This window comes from Pseudomonas sp. MDT1-17, from assembly GCF_054898105.1.
Genome location: NZ_JBUBVM010000001.1, coordinates 756,060 through 772,691, shown reverse-complemented (window position 1 = coordinate 772,691; position 16,632 = coordinate 756,060). Strand labels below are relative to the sequence as shown.

9 protein-coding genes and 1 pseudogene are annotated in these 16,632 nt (G+C 60.2%); 1 reads left to right on the top strand and 9 read right to left on the bottom strand.

What is annotated here, in order from left to right; genetic code table 11:
- Window positions 1–183 precede the first annotated feature (183 nt).
- Together ACYZTX_RS03440 and ACYZTX_RS03435 are read right to left on the bottom strand one after the other, a co-directional pair.
- Window positions 184–449 (bottom strand): annotated as a pseudogene (locus tag ACYZTX_RS03440) (DUF6124 family protein).
- Between the two features lie 509 nt (window positions 450–958).
- Complete coding sequence (locus tag ACYZTX_RS03435; RefSeq protein ID WP_462032950.1) at window positions 959–1,861, bottom strand: LysR family transcriptional regulator; 903 nt, start codon at window positions 1,859–1,861, stop codon at window positions 959–961.
- Between the two features lie 166 nt (window positions 1,862–2,027).
- On the opposite strand from ACYZTX_RS03435, the gene ACYZTX_RS03430 reads away from it, so the two are divergent.
- A complete protein-coding gene (locus ACYZTX_RS03430; protein WP_462036981.1) occupies window positions 2,028–3,254 on the top strand; it encodes an MFS transporter in 1,227 nt (408 codons plus the stop codon).
- Between the two features lie 174 nt (window positions 3,255–3,428).
- Here the strand turns inward: ACYZTX_RS03430 and hemE are convergent, their stop codons facing one another.
- The 7 genes from hemE to pilQ all read right to left on the bottom strand — a co-directional run bounded on the left by hemE (window position 3,429) and on the right by pilQ (window position 16,621).
- Window positions 3,429–4,496 carry a uroporphyrinogen decarboxylase gene (gene hemE / locus ACYZTX_RS03425; RefSeq protein WP_109627584.1) on the bottom strand — a complete coding sequence of 356 codons (1,068 nt, stop codon included), beginning with the start codon at window positions 4,494–4,496 and terminating at the stop codon, window positions 3,429–3,431.
- A 253-nt stretch (window positions 4,497–4,749) separates the two neighbouring features.
- On the bottom strand, window positions 4,750–6,168 hold the full coding sequence (locus ACYZTX_RS03420) for an FAD-dependent oxidoreductase (protein ID WP_154979184.1): 1,419 nt from the start codon (window positions 6,166–6,168) through the stop codon (window positions 4,750–4,752).
- A 33-nt stretch (window positions 6,169–6,201) separates the two neighbouring features.
- A complete protein-coding gene (gene gltB, locus ACYZTX_RS03415) occupies window positions 6,202–10,647 on the bottom strand; it encodes a glutamate synthase large subunit (protein ID WP_462036980.1) in 4,446 nt (1,481 codons plus the stop codon).
- A 508-nt stretch (window positions 10,648–11,155) separates the two neighbouring features.
- Window positions 11,156–12,748 carry an AAA family ATPase gene (locus tag ACYZTX_RS03410; RefSeq protein ID WP_462032949.1) on the bottom strand — a complete coding sequence of 531 codons (1,593 nt, stop codon included), beginning with the start codon at window positions 12,746–12,748 and terminating at the stop codon, window positions 11,156–11,158.
- Between the two features lie 10 nt (window positions 12,749–12,758).
- Window positions 12,759–13,859: a 3-dehydroquinate synthase gene (gene aroB, locus ACYZTX_RS03405; protein WP_462032948.1), complete on the bottom strand. Its 1,101-nt coding sequence runs from the start codon at window positions 13,857–13,859 to the stop codon at window positions 12,759–12,761.
- A gap of 151 nt (window positions 13,860–14,010) precedes the next feature.
- Entirely contained in the window at window positions 14,011–14,529 is a 519-nt protein-coding gene (gene aroK, locus ACYZTX_RS03400; RefSeq protein ID WP_462032947.1) for a shikimate kinase AroK, read from the bottom strand.
- 4 nt (window positions 14,530–14,533) lie between these two features.
- Complete coding sequence (gene pilQ, locus ACYZTX_RS03395) at window positions 14,534–16,621, bottom strand: type IV pilus secretin PilQ (RefSeq protein ID WP_462032946.1); 2,088 nt, start codon at window positions 16,619–16,621, stop codon at window positions 14,534–14,536.
- Between the last annotated feature and the right edge of the window lie 11 nt (window positions 16,622–16,632).

Sequence of the window (16,632 nt, the reverse complement as noted above, 5' to 3'; positions counted from 1 at the left end):
TTCTTTTGGGGCCGCTTCGCGCCCCAGCGGGAGCAAGCTCCCTCGCCACAATAGCGCCGTCTCAAACAGGTCGGTTCGACATAGCCCCCGCCCTGTCTGGCTCTGCGATGGCTGGTTGCCCAGGATCCACAGAGTCTCACAAGCCCCTTTCGGGAAAGCAGGCAGCGTTAGCGCCCTGACGCACTAGGATGGATCGAGGTTATCCAGCACCCGATTCACCGCCAGTTCCCCAGCATGATCGACTGCTGAATCCCCAGCAGTGTGTTGCTTTGCGATCCTTCCAGATACCTCGCGAAATCGCTCGCCATGACGTTGGCTGATGCCAGGGATTCACAGGCGTATTCCAGTAGGGTGTGGTTGTCGATATCGGGGGCGATGAGGAAGATTTTGCTTGGTTGGCGTGGAGCGTCCAGATCCGTGCCCGGTGGGTTTGCTGTTGTATTGGTCATAATTCGGTCCAAAAAAGTGGAGCCGTCACCGAGTCGCTACTACACAAAAGGGTGGCAGCTGTGCGCAGGTTAGTAGACCGGGGACACGAGAAACCGGCGCGCCCGAAGGCGCCCTGCGCACCGCTGCCATCAAGTGCAGGTATGAAATACCTGACTGTCAGGAGCGCAAATGCGCCTCGTTAATCCACGGGCTACTAAACCCGATCACTGGGAATCAGTGATGCGAATCAAGTTACCGATGGCCCCCAAAGCGCACAAGCCGGCGGATTCTGGAGTAGTTGTAGGCAATACCGCAAGGCGCTGTAGCCTGTCAGAGACTGTTCGGAAATGTCCTACGCTCCTCAGCGAAGTGTCCGCTTTGGCAGAGGCAACTGCACCATTTCTAGTGAACTTGCGGGCGCTTTCGCGAGCAGGCTCGCTCCCACAGTGGATGAGTGATGTGGCTAACATTGCGTTCACACCGCTGAACCCTGTGGGAGCGAGCCTGCTCGCGAATGACTGCGAAGCAGTCACGCCTTCAGCGGCTCAACCTTGCGCGTCAACAACTCCACAAACGCCTTGGCCATCGGCGACTTCTGATCCTTGCGCTGCACCAGCCACACGGCCGATACCGCCGCCGGATCGAGCAGAGGCCGATAGACCACACCATCAATGCGCATCCGTTGATAGGACGCTGGCAGCACCGAAACACCCAACCCTGCCGCCACCAGACCAATGATCGTCATTGCCTCGCCCGCCTCCTGAGCGAAGTGCGGGCTGAAGCCGGCGTCCCGGGCCAGGCTGAGTAATTGTGCGTACAGACCACTGCCATAACTGCGTGGGAAAAATACGAAGGGTTCGAGGGCCAAGGCTGACAGAAACAAGCCCTCTTCGCTGTCGTTCACCAACGGATGCTTGGAGCTGAGCACCGCCACCAGTGGTTCGCGCATCAGCTCCACCACGCTGAGCGAGTCCGGCAACCCAAGTGGCCGCATGATCCCGACTTCGATCGACTCATCCACCAGCGCATCCGCTACCTGGGTGCTGCTCATCTCCCGCAGGTTCAGGTGCACCGCCGGGAATCGCTGACGAAATGAAAAAATCGCCTGAGGGATCGTTGAGTTGAACGGCGCCGACGAGGTGAAGCCAATCTTCAGTTCACCCAACTCACCCAACTGCGCCCGCCGTGCCACGTCTGCCGCTTTATCGACCTGCGCCAGCACCAGACGCGCCTCTTCCAGGAAAAGCCGACCGGCTTCACTGAGCTCGACCCGACGATTGGTCCGCTCGAACAACCGCGCACCCACCTCTTGCTCCAGCGCCTGAATCTGCTGACTCAGGGGCGGTTGCGAGATGCCCAGCACCTGGGCGGCGCGGCCGAAATGCAGTTCTTCGGCGACGGCGATGAAGTAGCGCAGGTGACGCAATTCCATGAAAACTCCATTAGGTCGTTAAACCTATCAAACAGGTCGAACAATATATTGGATTGAATCATTAGGCAGCTATATGCTTTTTTCATTGCCTGACTGGCTGCGCCCTCCGAGGTCCGAAGTGAAAACTGCTGTCGCTCCACTTGCCCATGAAGTTCCGCCCGCAGCGGTGGACGATGTTGTCGCCGAATTAAAGGAGATCTACATCGAAAAAGGCACGCCGATGTTCATGCGCACGGTGCTGGCGCTGTTCTCCGGCGGCTTTGCGACGTTCGCCCTGCTGTATTGCGTGCAGCCGATGATGCCGCTGTTGTCCCACGAATATTCCATCAACGCGGCGCAGAGCAGCCTGATTCTGTCGGTGGCCACTGGCATGCTCGCCATCGGTTTGCTGATCACTGGCCCGATTTCTGACCGGGTCGGGCGTAAGCCGGTCATGGTGACGGCGTTGTTCGCAGCGGCCTTGTGCACCATGGCCAGCGCGATGATGCCGAGCTGGGAAGGTGTATTGATCATGCGTGCGTTGATCGGGTTGTCGTTGAGCGGCCTGGCAGCGGTGGCCATGACCTATCTGAGCGAAGAGATTCATCCACAGCACATCGGCCTGGCCATGGGTTTGTACATCGGCGGCAACGCGATTGGCGGAATGTGCGGACGCTTGATCACCGGCGTGTTGATCGACTTCGTCAGCTGGCACACGGCGATGCTGGTAATCGGCGGCCTGGCCCTGATCGCAGCGGCGGTATTCTGGAAAATCCTTCCCGAGTCGCGCAACTTCCGCGCCCGCTCATTGCACCCGCGCAGCTTGATTGACGGCTTCACCATGCACTTTCGCGACGCCGGCCTGCCGCTGCTGTTCCTTGAAGCTTTCGTGCTGATGGGCGCTTTCGTCACCCTCTTCAACTACATCGGCTATCGCCTGCTGGCCGAGCCGTACCACATGGATCAGGCCTTCGTCGGGTTGCTCTCGGTGGTGTACCTGTCGGGGATTTATAGCTCAGCGAAAATCGGCGCCCTGGCCGACCAACTCGGCCGTCGCAAAGTGCTGTGGGCGACCATCGTGCTGATGATCGCCGGCCTTGCCCTGACCATGTTCACGCCGCTGCCGGTGGTGATCATTGGGATGTTGATCTTTACCTTTGGCTTCTTCGGCGCGCATTCGGTGGCGAGCAGCTGGATTGGCCGTCGTGCGATCAAGGCAAAGGGGCAGGCGTCGTCGCTTTATCTGTTCAGCTATTACGCCGGGTCGAGTATTGCCGGTACTGCCGGCGGGGTGTTCTGGCACCTTGGCGGGTGGAACGGGATCGGGCTGTTCATTGGCGGGTTGTTGGTGATTGCGCTGTTGGTGGCGTTGAAGCTGGCGAAGTTACCGCCGTTAGAGAATGTGAAGGCCTAACGCAATCCCCCTGTGGGAGCGGGCTTGCTCGCGAAGAGGCCGTAACATTCAACATTGATGTTGACTGACCCACCGCTTTCGCGAGCAAGCCCGCTCCCACATTGACCGCGTACTAGCTGGCACCTCACACAAAAACGCCCGGCAAATGCCGGGCGTTTTTTTATCGGGCCACGATCACTCGTGATACTGCGCCGACAGTTCATGCACCGCGCGCATGAACGCGCCAGCGTGTTCCGGGTCGACTTCAGGCGTGATGCCATGGCCGAGATTGAACACGTGACCGCTGCCCTTGCCATAGCTGGCGAGGATGCGGCCGACTTCGGTGCGAATGGCTTCTGGCTTGGCGTACAGCACCGTCGGGTCCATGTTGCCTTGCAGGGCGACTTTGTTGCCGACACGCTGGCGGGCTTCGCCAATGTCGCAAGTCCAGTCCAGGCCCAACGCGTCAGCGCCTGCATCGGCGATGCTTTCCAGCCACAGGCCGCCGTTCTTGGTGAACAGGATGACCGGAACCTTGCGGCCTTCGTGCTCACGGATCAGGCCGCTGACGATTTTGCGCATGTAGGCCAGGGAGAATTCCTGGTACGCCGCCGCTGACAGGTTGCCGCCCCAAGTGTCGAAAATCTGCACCGCTTGCGCGCCAGCCATGATCTGGCCGTTGAGATAGGAAGTAACCGACTGTGCGAGCTTGTCCAGCAGCAGGTGCATGGCTTGCGGGTTGTCGTAGAGCATGGCCTTGGTCTTGCGGAAGTCTTTCGACGAACCGCCTTCGACCATGTAGGTGGCCAGGGTCCATGGGCTGCCGGAGAAGCCGATCAGCGGCACGCGACCGTTCAGTTCGCGGCGGATAGTGCTGACCGCGTCCATGACGTAGCCGAGGTCTTTGTGCGGGTCAGGGATTGGCAGGGCTTCGATGTCTGCCAGTGTGCTGACGACTTTCTTGAAGCGCGGACCTTCACCGGTTTCGAAGTACAGGCCTTGGCCCATAGCGTCCGGGATGGTCAGGATGTCGGAGAAAAGGATCGCCGCGTCCAGTTGTGGGTAGCGGTCGAGCGGTTGCATCGTGACTTCGCAAGCGAACTCCGGGTTCATGCACAGGCTCATAAAGTCACCGGCCTTGGCACGGCTGGCGCGGTATTCAGGCAGGTAGCGGCCGGCCTGACGCATCATCCAGACAGGCGTGACGTCTACGGGTTGCTTGAGCAGGGCGCGAAGGAAACGGTCGTTCTTCAGGGCAGTCATGTCGGCATCCGGAAAAAAAGTGCGGGCATTTTCTCAGAGCGCGACGCAAAAGGCACGGCAAGAGCCGCGCCTTTTGTCTATCGGGTCAATTTGTCGCGGTGGAACCTAGTATTCAGCAACACCGAGAAACAACTGTGGGAGCGAGCCTGCTCGCGAAGAGGGTTTCACATTCAACATCTCTGTTGACTGATCCACCGCCTTCGCGAGCAGGCTCGCTCCCACATTTTGACCGCATTCCAGTTTGGGAAAGTGATCAGACGCCCAGGTAATCCAGGATCCCTTCGGCGGCGTTGCGGCCTTCGAAGATCGCCGTTACCACCAGGTCAGAACCGCGAACCATGTCGCCACCGGCGAAGATTTTCGGGTTGCTGGTCTGGTGCTTGTACTGACCTTGTTCCGGTGCCACGACGCGGCCCTGGCTGTCGGTCTGGATGCTGTGCTGTTCGAACCACGACGCCGGGCTTGGACGGAAACCGAACGCGATGACCACGGCGTCGGCCGGGATGATCTCTTCAGAACCCGGGATCGGCTCGGGGCTGCGACGGCCACGGGCGTCCGGTTCGCCGAGACGGGTCTCGACCACCTTCACGCCTTCGACGCGGTCTTCACCAACGATGGCGATCGGCTGGCGGTTGTAGAGGAATTTCACCCCTTCTTCCTTGGCGTTCTTCACCTCTTTGCGCGAGCCCGGCATGTTCGCTTCGTCACGACGATACGCACAGGTCACCGACTTGGCGCCCTGGCGAATCGACGTACGGTTGCAGTCCATCGCCGTGTCGCCGCCGCCCAGCACCACAACCTTCTTGCCTTTCATGTCGACGAAATCTTCTGGCGACTTTTCAAAGCCCAGGTTGCGGTTGACGTTGGCGATCAGGAAGTCGAGCGCGTCATGCACGCCCGGCAGGTCCTCACCGGCAAAGCCGCCCTTCATGTAGGTGTAGGTGCCCATGCCCATGAACACGGCATCGTATTCTTCGAGCAGTTGCTCGACGGTCACATCCTTGCCCACTTCGGTGTTCAGGCGAAACTCGATGCCCATGCCGGTGAAGACTTCGCGACGATTGCTCAGCACGGTCTTTTCCAGCTTGAACTCCGGGATGCCGAAGGTCAGCAGACCGCCGATTTCCGGGTTCTTGTCGAACACCACCGGGGTCACGCCACCGCGAACCAGAACGTCGGCACAACCCAGGCCCGCCGGGCCTGCACCGATGATAGCGACACGCTTGCCGGTCGGCTTGACCTTGGACATGTCCGGGCGCCAGCCCATGGCGAATGCGGTGTCGGTGATGTACTTCTCGACCGAACCGATGGTCACCGCGCCGAAGCCGTCGTTGAGGGTGCAGGCACCCTCACACAGACGATCCTGCGGGCACACCCGGCCGCACACTTCCGGCAGGGTGTTGGTCTGGTGCGACAGCTCGGCGGCCTGAAGGATGTTGCCCTCGGCTACCAGCTTGAGCCAATTCGGAATGAAGTTGTGCACCGGGCACTTCCATTCGCAATACGGGTTACCGCAACCCAGGCAGCGGTGGGCCTGATCGGCCGAATGCTGGGGTTTGAAGGGTTCGTAGATCTCCACGAACTCTTTCTTGCGTTGACGCAACAGTTTCTTCTTCGGATCCTTGCGCCCGACATCGATGAACTGGAAGTCGTTATTCAGACGTTCAGCCATTGTTAAAACCTCATCAAACTCTTCAGGCGCATATCACTGCGGGTTGGCACGGGTGCTGGAAAGCAACGATTTCAGGTTGGCAGCCTTGGGCTTGACCAGCCAGAAACGGCGCAGATAGTCGTCGAGGTTTTCGGCGAGGTTACGACCCCATTCGCTGTCGGTTTCCGCGACGTATTCGTCCAGCACGCGCTGCAGGTGGCTGCGATAGGCTTCCATCGCTTCGCCGCTGATCCGCTGGATTTCCACCAGTTCGTGGTTGACCCGGTCAACGAAGGAGTTGTCCTGGTCGAGCACGTAGGCGAAACCGCCGGTCATGCCTGAGCCGAAGTTGTAACCGGTCTTGCCCAGCACGCAGACGAAACCACCGGTCATGTACTCGCAGCAGTGATCGCCAGTGCCTTCCACCACGGTGTGAGCACCGGAGTTACGTACGGCAAAACGCTCGCCCGCGGTACCGGCGGCGAACAGTTTGCCGCCGGTGGCGCCGTACAGGCAGGTGTTGCCGATGATGGCACTGTCCTGAGTCTTGTAGACGCTGCCCTTCGGCGGAACGATAACCAGTTTGCCGCCGGTCATGCCTTTGCCGACGTAATCGTTGGCGTCGCCTTCCAGGTACATGTGCAGGCCACCAGCGTTCCACACACCGAAGCTCTGACCGGCCGTCCCTTTAAAGCGGAAGGTGATCGGCGCATTCGCCATGCCTTGGTTGCCATGTTTACGAGCGATTTCACCGGAGATCCGCGCGCCGATCGAACGGTCGCAGTTGCAGATATCCAGCGCGAAATCAGCGCCGCTCATGTCGTTGATGGCCGAGGTGGCCATATTGACCATTTTCTCGGCCAGCAGGCCTTTGTCGAACGGCGGGTTGCGCTCAACCTGGCAGAATTGAGGCTTGTCTGCCGGAATGTGGTCGCTGCCCAGCAACGGCGTCAGATCCAGGTGTTGCTGCTTGGCGGTCTGGCCTTCGAGGATGTCCAGAAGATCGGTACGACCGATCAGCTCTTCGAGGGAGCGTACGCCCAGCTTGGCCAGCCACTCACGGGTTTCTTCGGCGACGTAGGTGAAGAAATTCACCACCATGTCGACGGTCCCGATGTAGTGATCCTTGCGCAGCTTTTCGTTCTGAGTCGCGACGCCGGTAGCGCAGTTGTTCAGGTGGCAGATACGCAGGTATTTGCAGCCCAGCGCGATCATTGGCGCGGTGCCGAAGCCGAAGCTTTCAGCGCCGAGGATCGCGGCCTTGATCACGTCGAGGCCGGTTTTCAGGCCGCCGTCGGTCTGCACCCGGACTTTGCCGCGCAGGTCGTTGCCACGCAGGGTCTGGTGGGTTTCGGCCAGGCCGAGTTCCCACGGAGCGCCCGCGTATTTGATCGAGGTCAGCGGCGATGCGCCGGTGCCGCCGTCGTAGCCGGAGATGGTGATCAAGTCCGCATAAGCCTTGGCCACACCGGCGGCGATGGTGCCGACGCCTGCTTCTGCGACCAGCTTCACCGAGACGAGGGCCTTCGGGTTGACTTGTTTCAGGTCGAAAATCAGCTGCGACAAGTCTTCGATCGAATAGATGTCGTGGTGCGGCGGCGGCGAAATCAGGGTCACGCCCGGCACTGCGTAACGCAGCTTGGCGATCAGACCGTTGACCTTGCCGCCTGGCAGCTGACCACCTTCGCCGGGCTTGGCGCCCTGAGCGACTTTGATCTGCAGCACTTCAGCGTTGACCAGGTATTCCGGGGTCACACCGAAACGGCCCGTCGCTACCTGTTTGATTTTCGAACTCTTGATGGTGCCGTAACGCGCCGGGTCTTCACCGCCTTCGCCGGAGTTGGAACGCGCACCGAGGCGGTTCATGGCTTCGGCCAGGGCTTCGTGAGCTTCCGGCGACAATGCGCCGAGGGAGATGCCCGCGGAATCAAAGCGCTTGAGCACCGACTCCAGCGGTTCGATCTCGCTGATGTCCAGCGGCGTGTCCAGGGTTTTGACCTTGAACAAGTCGCGGATCATCGACACCGGACGGTTGTCGACCAGCGCCGTGTATTCCTTGAATTTGCTGTAGTCACCCTGCTGCACAGCGGCTTGCAGGGTGTTAACCACGTCCGGGTTGTACGCGTGATATTCGCCACCGTGGACGAACTTCAGCAAACCGCCCTGCTGGATTGGCTTGCGCGGACTCCAGGCTTCGGCCGCCAGGGCTTTCTGCTCGGCTTCGATGTCGACGAAACGCGCACCTTTGATGCGGCTTGGCACGCCACGGAAGCTCAGTTCGCAAACTTCTTCAGACAGGCCGATGGCCTCGAACAGCTGCGCACCGCGGTACGAGGTGATGGTCGAGATACCCATCTTCGACAGGATCTTCAACAGGCCCTTGGTGATGCCTTTGCGGTAGTTCTTGAACACCTCATAGAGGTCACCCAAGACTTCGCCGGTACGGATCAGGTCGCCCAGCACTTCGTAAGCCAGGAACGGATAGACCGCCGAGGCGCCGAAACCGATCAACACCGCGAAGTGGTGCGGATCGCGAGCCGTCGCGGTTTCCACGAGGATGTTGGAGTCGCAACGCAGGCCTTTTTCGGTCAGGCGGTGGTGCACCGCGCCGGTGGCCAGGGAAGCGTGGATCGGCAACTTGCCCGGGGCAATGTGACGGTCACTCAGCACGACCTGGGTACGGCCGGAGCGTACGGCTTCTTCAGCCTGATCGGCGACGTTGCGGATTGCCGCTTCGAGGCCGACGCTTTCGTCGTAGTTGAGGTCGATGATCGCGCGCTCGAAGCCCGGACGATCGAGGTTCATCAGCGAGCGCCACTTGGCCGGGGAAATGACCGGCGAGCTGAGGATCACACGCGAGGCGTGTTCCGGCGACTCCTGGAAGATGTTGCGCTCGGCACCGAGGCAGATCTCCAGCGACATGACGATGGCTTCACGTAGCGGGTCGATCGGCGGGTTGGTGACCTGCGCGAACTGCTGGCGGAAATAGTCGTACGGCGTGCGCACGCGCTGGGACAGCACGGCCATCGGCGTATCGTCGCCCATCGAGCCAACGGCTTCATAGCCTTGCTCGCCAAGCGGACGCAGCACCTGATCACGTTCTTCGAACGTGACCTGGTACATCTTCATGTACTGCTTGAGCTGGTCGACGTCGTAGAACGCCGAACCGTGGTCGTTGTCTTCCATGGTCGCCTGGATGCGCAGGGCATTCTTGCGCAGCCATTGTTTGTACGGATGACGCGACTTCAAACGGTTGTCGATGGCATCGGTGTCGAGGATCTGACCGGTTTCGGTGTCCACGGCAAAAATCTGCCCCGGCCCGACGCGGCCCTTGGCGATCACGTCTTCAGGCTGGTAGTTCCAGACACCGATTTCCGAGGCCAGGGTGATGAAACCGTTCTTGGTGGTGACCCAACGCGCCGGACGCAGACCGTTACGGTCGAGCAGGCACACCGCGTAACGACCGTCGGTCATTACCACGCCGGCCGGGCCGTCCCACGGTTCCATGTGCATCGAGTTGTATTCGTAGAACGCACGCAGATCCGGGTCCATGGTTTCGACGTTCTGCCACGCAGGCGGAATGATCATCCGCACGCCACGGAACAGGTCGATGCCACCGGTGACCATCAGCTCCAGCATGTTGTCCATGCTGGAGGAGTCGGAACCGACACGGTTGACCAGCGGGCCGAGCTCTTCCAGGTCCATCAAATCGTTGGTGAACTTGGTGCGACGGGCCACGGCCCAGTTGCGGTTGCCGGTGATGGTGTTGATCTCGCCGTTGTGGGCGAGGAAGCGGAACGGCTGAGCCAGCGGCCATTTCGGCAGGGTGTTGGTGGAGAAACGCTGGTGGAACACGCAAATCGAGGTTTGCAGGCGCTGGTCGCTGAGGTCTGGATAGAAGGCGGTGAGATCCGCCGGCATCATCAGGCCTTTATAAATGATGGTCTTGTGCGAAAAGCTGCAGATGTAGTGATCGGCGTCGGCGGCGTTGGCCACGGACGAGCGACGACGGGAGGTGAACAGCTTGATCGCCATGTCCTGATCGCTCAGGCCTTCACCGCCGATGTACACCTGCTCGATCTGCGGCAGGCGCTCAAGGGCCAGGCGGCCGAGGACGCTGGTGTCGATCGGCACTTTGCGCCAGCCGACGAGGGTCAGGCCGGCAGCGAGGATCTCGCGGTTCATGTTCTCGCGAGCGGCTTCGGCTTTCACCGGGTCCTGGTTGAAGAAGACCATGCCCACCGCATATTGCTTGGGCAGTTCGACGCCGAAGGTTTCCTGGGCGATCGCACGCAGGAACACATCCGGCTTTTGAATCAGCAGACCGCAACCGTCACCGGTCTTGCCGTCGGCGTTGATCCCACCGCGGTGGGTCATGCAGGTCAGGGCCTCGATGGCCGTTTGCAAAAGGGTATGACTGGGCTCGCCCTGCATATGGGCTATCAGGCCGAAACCGCAGTTATCCTTGAATTCATCTGGTTGGTACAGACCTGCTTTCATAGACACTTTCTCACCAGGCTGCCTCTTGTCGAGGCAAATTTCTTTTCAATTCAACCACTTACCATCCGCGCCGAACGTACGCCAGCTTTGCGGGGGCAAAAGGGAGGTCATTGTACACACCGACACAGAGGCTCACAAATTTGACGACGAAATGTCGCAAATCTATGTCGCATTTGTGAAAGGTTTAAAGCGATCTGCTGTGCTAGTCAAAACTTTTTTAGTTTTGACTGCAACGACTCAAAGACTACTGTGACGCAGACACCACAAGGCACGCGGCCGAGGGTCTGTTGGTGCTTGCTGACGAACCGCGTTGTGATGCCAACGTGTGCGAGGCAAGGCGCGGGATGCCGCCAAGGGTGGTCCCCTTGGCAAATCCCGCAACGCAGCTTCGCGCATGTTGGCGCGCAACACGGTCGTCGGCAAGCGCCAACAGACCCTCTGAGACGGCATGCGCTTGTAGAAATTTTGAGGTGCCGGGAGAGGCGGCCTGGGTAAGGCCACCGAATCTTCAGCGAGTTGTTGCCAGTTCCTGTTGGACGCTGGCGACAGTGCGAGGCCAAGGTTTACCAGCCTGAACCTTCGCTGGCAAGGCCTTGATGGCGCTAAGGGCTGCATCGCGGTTGGCGAAGCTACCGTAAGTGATGACGTAGAGCGGCTTGCCGTTGAGGACTTTCTTGAAATAACGGTACTCGCCGCCCTGCTCCTTGACGAAGGATTGCGCGGCCGCTTCAGAGCTGGTGCCGAGGATCTGCACCACGTAGTTACCCGGCGCTTGCCCTGCGTACCAGGTGCCGCCGGCGGCCTTGGCCACGGTGGTTGGCTTTTCGGCAGGTTTGGCGGCAGCGGCGACTGGCTTGGCTGGCACTGGTGCCGGCTTCACGACAGGCGCAACCGGGGCTGGCTTGGCAGTCGCAACCTGAGTCGGCGCTGGCGTTGGCTTCGCGGCTGGCGTCGGCGCAGGACCGGCCGACAGACCTGCTGGAGGCGCGGTGGTGGTCACGGTTGGCGGCGTAGCGCTGGAACCTTCGACCGGCACGCCGTCGTCGCCTTCGGTGATGCCACCGGCAGCTTCGGCCAGCGGACCGCGCATGACCGGCTGCGAGTTGCCGACCAGCGGCAATGGCATCGGTTGCGAGTTACCGGCGAATTCGACGGCAGGCGCGCCGCCGCTGTCAGGTTGTGGCGTGCCCTGGCCGAGCGGCAGTTGCGCCTGTTCGTTGGCAGGTGCGCCAGTGGTCGGTGCTTTGCTGCGACCCGGCATCAACCAGGCGGCGGCTACCGCGACCACGACGACGGCGGAAATCGCCAATACGTGTTTCTTCGGCATGTTGAACCCCATACTTGGACGCTTGACCGCTGAGCGGCTGGCAATCATGGCTTCGATCATTGCATCGCGGGCGACCTGGTTGATGGTGCCTGGCCAACCGTCGGAGCTTTCGTGAATATCAGAGATCTGATCTGCGGTAAAAAGTTCGATACCCCGACCGGCGCCTTCGAGCCGCTGATCCAGATATTCGCGGGTTTCTTCTTCGGTGTACGGCTGCAATTCGATGACGTGGAAGCGCTCTTCCTCAAGGCTCAGCGCCTCAAGTTGAGCAATCAGCGACGACTCGCCGAACAGGAACACGTGCGGGCGACCTTCCGGTGCACCGGCAGCCAGCGCCATCAAGGCTTCCAGCGCGGATTCGTCGAGTTGTTCGGCGTCATCCACCAGCAAATAGACTTCCTGTCCCGTCAGCGCAAGCTGCACCACTTGAGCCAGAATCGCGCCAATCTCGGCCTGGGCGACGTTCAGCGCCTGGGCGACCTGATGCAGCACACCCGACGCATCGCCAGCGCCACGAGCGGAAACCACCACGCTCTGCACCGACTGTTTGTTGGTGCTGGCCACAAGGGCCTGACGCAACAGCGTCTTGCCACTGCCTTGCGGGCCGGTGACGACCAACAGCAACTGGCTGTAGCGTGCCAGGTGATGCAGTTGTCCCAGCACCGGTTTGCGCTGGGCCGGGAAGAATTTGAAGCCAGGCACCCGTGGAGCAAAAGGGTCATGACTCAACTGGTAATGGCCGAGGAAAGCCTCGTCGGCGTGCAAACTAGTCATCGGGATCTTATTAACCTTTAAGCTGAGCCAGAGCGCGGTAATCCGCTCCCAGCGTGGCCTGTAAAACCTCTTTCGGATAATCGTCGGTCACCACCGCTTCGCCCATGTGGCGCAGCAGCACCAGGCGCAAGCGACCGTCGATCACTTTCTTGTCAATTGCCATGTGTTCGAGAAAATCGGCCTCAGTCATCTCTTCAGGCGGGATGACCGGCAGGCCGGCTCGCTGGAACAGACGAATGCCGCGATCGCGCTCTTGCTCACTGATCCAGCCCAGGCGCGCGGACATTTCCATCGCCATTACGGTGCCAGCAGCGACCGCCTCACCATGCAGCCAGACACCATAGCCCATGTGGGTTTCGATAGCGTGGCCGAAGGTATGACCCAGGTTAAGCGTGGCGCGAACACCGGTCTCCCGTTCATCGGCACCGACCACTGCAGCCTTGGCCGCGCAAGAGCGCTCGATGGCGTAAGTCAGGGCAACCTGGTCCAGGGCGCGCAGGCGATCGACGTTTGCTTCAAGCCAGGTCAGGAACGGCTCGTCGCAGATCAGCCCGTATTTGATCACCTCGGCAAGCCCGGCGGACAGTTCGCGGGCCGGCAGGGTATTGAGGGTGGCGGTATCGATCAGCACCACGTTCGGCTGATAGAAAGCGCCGACCATGTTCTTGCCCAGCGGATGGTTGATCCCGGTCTTGCCGCCCACCGAAGAGTCGACTTGCGACAGCAGCGTGGTCGGGACCTGGATGAAATCGACACCACGCTGGTAGCAGGCGGCAGCAAAACCGGCCATGTCACCAACCACGCCGCCACCGAGGGCGATCACCGTGGTACGGCGGTCGTGCCGTGCGGTCAGCAGACCGTCGAAAATCAGTTGCAGGGTTTCCCAGGTCTTGAAGGCTTCGCCGTCGGGCAGCACCACGGAAACCACCGAGAACTGCGCAAGACTGCGGGTCAGACGCTCGAGATAGAGCGGCGCAACGGTCTCGTTGGAGATGATCGCCACTTGCCGCCCCCGGATATGCGGGGCCAGCAGCTCAGGCTGATCCAACAAACCTTCGCCAATATGAATCGGGTAGCTGCGCTCGCCTAGATCGACCTTGAGTGTCTGCATGTTTCCCCACAGTGAAGATGGAATCAGGCGTCCTGCCTTGAGTTAACGAATGTCCACGGCGTCTGCTGGTGTGACGCCGTTCGGTAGCCATCCGCCACAACCTTGAGCGGCTGTGACAGGACGCCGAGGATAGCGCATTTCGCGCTGCGCATTAACGGGGAGGTAGCTGCTGCAAGCGTTCGAGAATATCGAGCACCACCATTCGCGGTGGTCGCTCATCGGTTTCCACCACCAGATCGGCGATTTCCCGATAAAGCGGATCGCGAATCGCCAGCAGATCCCGAAGGGTCTTGGCCGGATCGGCAGTACGCAACAGGGGTCGATTGCGATCGCGAGAAGTGCGGCCCACCTGCTGCTCAACGGACGCGTGCAGATAGACCACCCGACCACCGGCGTGCAGCGCCCGACGATTGGCCTCGCGCATCACCGCGCCGCCACCGGTCGCCAGCACCACGCCATCGCACTCGCACAGCTCGGCAATCATCGCCTGCTCGCGGTCACGAAAGCCGGGCTCGCCTTCTTTATCGAAAATCCACGGGATATTGGCGCCCGTGCGCAATTCAATTTCCTTATCGGAATCTTTGAATGGCAGGCGCAGCTCTTTGGCCAGCAACCGGCCGATGGTGCTTTTTCCAGCCCCCATCGGTCCAACAAGAATCAAATTTCGCACAGAATCAATGACTCACAGCAATCGCCTGATTGTTCATGATACGCGGAGTGAGAAATACCAGCAGCTCGGATTTTTTCTCCGAAACCACGTCACGCCGGAAAAGGCGGCCAAGATACGGCACATCACCGAGAAATGGCACCTTATCTACAACCTTGCTCTGAGTATTTGAGAAAACGCCGCCAATCACGATGGTCTCGCCGTCGTTGACCAGGACCTTGGCATTGACCTCGTTTTTCTTGATGGGCGGTACATCCTGCACCTTGTTCAGGTAGTCCGGTTCATCCTTGGTGACCTTGACCTCCATGATGATCCGGTTGTCCGGGGTGATCTGCGGCGTCACCTCAAGGGACAACGACGCCTCCTTGAACGACACCGAGGTAGCGCCACTGGAGCTGGCCTCCTGGTACGGAATCTCCGTGCCCTTGAGGATTTTCGCGGTTTCCTTGTCCGACGTGACCACCTTGGGCTGCGAGACGATTTCGCCGTTGCCGGTTTTCTCCATGGCCGTCAGTTCGAGATCCAGCAGCACATTGTCGGTGATGAACGCGATGCCGAGCCCCGAGGTGTTGGCGGCGGTGCCCAGGTCGACGAATGGCGAGTTGGTGCTGGTGCTGCCAGGCGTACCGATGGTCGACGAAGCGTTAGCCCCGTTGCTGACGCCTGAGGTGTTCCAGTTGCCCTTGTTCTGCAACGAACCGCCCCAGCGCACACCGAGGCTTTTGTCATAGTCGACGTTGGCTTCGACGATGCGCGCCTCGATCATCACCTGACGCACCGGGATATCCAGTTGCGCGACGATACGACGGAGTTCGTCGAGACGATCCTGGGTCTGGTAGGCAATGATGTTGTTGGTCCGCTCATCCACCGTGATCGAGCCCCGCTCATCGGCTTTTGCCTCGGCATTGGTCACCGACTGGAACAGCTTGGCGATATCGGCAGCTTTGGCGTAATTCACCTGCAACAGCTCGCGACGCAGCGGCGCCAGGTCGGCGATTTGCTTCTGCGACTCCAGTTCCTGACGCTCGCGGGCGGCGATTTCATCGGCCGTCGCGACCAGCAAAACGTTGCCGATCTTGCGTTTATCCAGGCCTTTGGTTTTCAACACCAGATCCAGCGCCTGATCCCACGGGACGTTCTGCAAACGCAGCGTAATGCCGCCCTGCACTGTGTCGCTGGCGACCAGATTGAGATTGGTGAAATCGGCGATCAGTTGCAGCACCGAACGCACATCGATGTCCTGGAAATTCAACGAGAGTTTTTCACCGGTGTAGGCAAAACGCTCAGTGTTGCGCTTCTGCAAGTCATCGACGGTCATCGGCCGGATGCTGACGGTCAGCTTGTTGTCGGTCTGGTAAGTCGAATAATCGAATGCGCCGCTGGGCTCAATGCTGATCGTGGCCCGATCACCGGTGGCGCTGGCGTTGACGAACTGCACCGGCGTGGCGAAATCCTTGACGTCCAGGCGTACACGCAACGGCTCAGGCAATTGGGTCCTGGCGAAACCGAGGATAATCTTGCCGTCGCGCTCCTGAATGTCCGGGGCGATGGAAGGGTCCGACAGATCGATGACCACATTGCCTTCGCCCTGAGTGCCGCGCTGAAAATCCACACCCCGAATGGCCTTGCCTACCGGCGCATAGGCTTTCGTCGGGGCTGGCGTTGCAGTCGCGGCGCGCGGCGTTTTGGGCGCTGGGCTGGAGGCTGTTTTGTTGGCGCCTTGCCCGACCACCACGAACAGATTGTTGCCTTCCACCCGTGCGCTATACGGGGTCAACTGGGTCAGATTGATGATCAGTCGCGTACGGTCCTTGGCTTCCACCACTGTGGCGCTGCGGGCATTTCCACCGCCCAGGTCACGATTTTTGCTTTTTAGCTGACTGACGACGCCGGGCAGATCCAGCGCAATCCGGGCCGGTTGTTCCGTGGTGTAACCGTGGGGCGGCGGTGGCGGCCCATCGAACGACAACTTCAACTCGATGCGGTCCCCCGGCAGCGCCGCAACATCCAGCGCTTTGAGATTGGCCGCTTGTACCATCGGCGACAGCAACGCTATCCATAGCGAAATACCGAAGGTTGAGAAAATCCTGTTCATTATTCGAGTTC